This window comes from Vibrio sp. D54 (assembly GCF_021728075.1).
GTDB classification, from domain to species: Bacteria; Pseudomonadota; Gammaproteobacteria; order Enterobacterales; family Vibrionaceae; genus Vibrio; species Vibrio alginolyticus.
In genome coordinates this window covers 1-1,365 of record NZ_JAKKCS010000059.1, presented here as the reverse complement: position 1 = coordinate 1,365, position 1,365 = coordinate 1, and the positions used below count along the sequence as shown (strand labels likewise).

Genomic DNA, 1,365 nt, shown 5'->3' with positions numbered 1-1,365 from the left:
GCATAAAATCACGGCTGTCCTCGCCGTACTCTATGGCAAACTCACCCGGAGCAACGCCACCAACCGATGCTTTACCGTTGTTGTCGAGAGTTCCTTCAAACACCGCGCCAGATTGATCTGTGAGAGTATAAGTTGCGCCTTGAACGGGTTCACCGTCTGAGTAAGAGAGGTACAAATCAACCGTATACGTCCCTTCCTGATCTTCCGTAACAGAAACCGATGGGTTTTGAGCGCCACCAAGACACATGGTATTGGCTTTGTTCATGGTCATTTGGTCAGACAGACGACATACGCCCTTGCCTTCAAACTTAACCGTTGGTGAGGCTGAAATGAATTTTGCTTCGGCTTCTATCGTGCCGGATGCGACGCCTTTTTTATCGCCGCCCGCATCACCGGTACTTTTTGAAAACGTACTGCCTTTAATTGCGACACTGTTGCCACCATCCATAGAGACCGTCGTAGTCCCACCAGCAAGGTCTGCTGATTTAGCATTGTTGCCATAAGGGATAGGAACGATCGGCTTGCCGACCTTCGTTAAACAAACATCTGAGGGCGTTGCATTCGCTTGAACTACTATTTAAATATGGTGCCAAATGAAAAAAAGCGCCTTTCGGCGCTTATTATACATCCCTTACCCAAACGTCTTTGACGTCTTTCTTAAGAAGGTCAATCACACTTTGGTGAATGAAAACTAAGCCAAAATCTTCTTCTAGTTTAAATATTAATCGTTCCTCTAAGGGAATATTTTCTAATTTAGAGAAGTCAAACTCTGTTGACTCGATATCTAACCAGTTCAACTTACCATATTGTTTTTCTTTATCCGTCAATTTATAAGTTTGATGGATGTAAGGCATACGATAATCTACGTAAACTTTAATTTCATCATCAGATGGCTGGCTTGGAGAACAATCCACGCGAGCGTCTAACCACTCTACTCCATGTACGACCAGTTTCTCTACTTTTGACGCTATATCACTGATGATAAATAGCTTTGGAGAAAAGGTCATTTCCAAAAGCAAATCTGGCTCTACTGGCACAATTGGCTTAGGGCTTTGTTGGAACGGGAAGTTACCTAGGTCTTGTTTAGTTAGTAAATGATATTGTTCTTTCATTTTAAGCCTCAAAACTTTGGAGCAAGGTCATCAGTGCTAATCTTAGCTTTTCTCAAAGAGTCAAATTCTGCCATAAAGTCAATCACATCAAACAATTCTTCACAAAAAAACATCGCCGTTTCAGCACCTTTTACTCGAAATGCTACTCTATTAGATAACGGAATTTGCTTTAACTTTTCTTCAGAAATAAATAATTCGTGGACTATCAGTTCACCGCTTCTTGGAGAGATTTCGATATCTGAACGCTCTTCAT

Annotated in this window: 2 protein-coding genes and 1 pseudogene; all 3 read right to left on the bottom strand. The window is 41.9% G+C overall.

Annotation, left to right across the window (positions count from 1 at the left end; all coding sequences use genetic code 11):
* On the bottom strand, positions 1-577 hold a 577-nt coding region (locus tag L3V37_RS24035), incomplete at its 3' end, for a PAAR-like domain-containing protein (protein WP_237307354.1).
* A gap of 43 nt (positions 578-620) precedes the next feature.
* Positions 621-1,112 (bottom strand): hypothetical protein, encoded by a 492-nt coding sequence (locus tag L3V37_RS24030; protein ID WP_237307351.1) that lies wholly within the window; start codon positions 1,110-1,112, stop codon positions 621-623.
* Between the two features lie 8 nt (positions 1,113-1,120).
* Positions 1,121-1,365 (bottom strand): annotated as a pseudogene (locus tag L3V37_RS24025) (hypothetical protein); the annotation flags it as partial.

Excerpts from the sequence above, each read along its gene's own strand:
- L3V37_RS24030 (WP_237307351.1), bottom strand. The coding sequence starts at position 1,112 with ATGAAAGAACAATATCATTTACTAACTAAACAAGACCTAGGTAACTTC.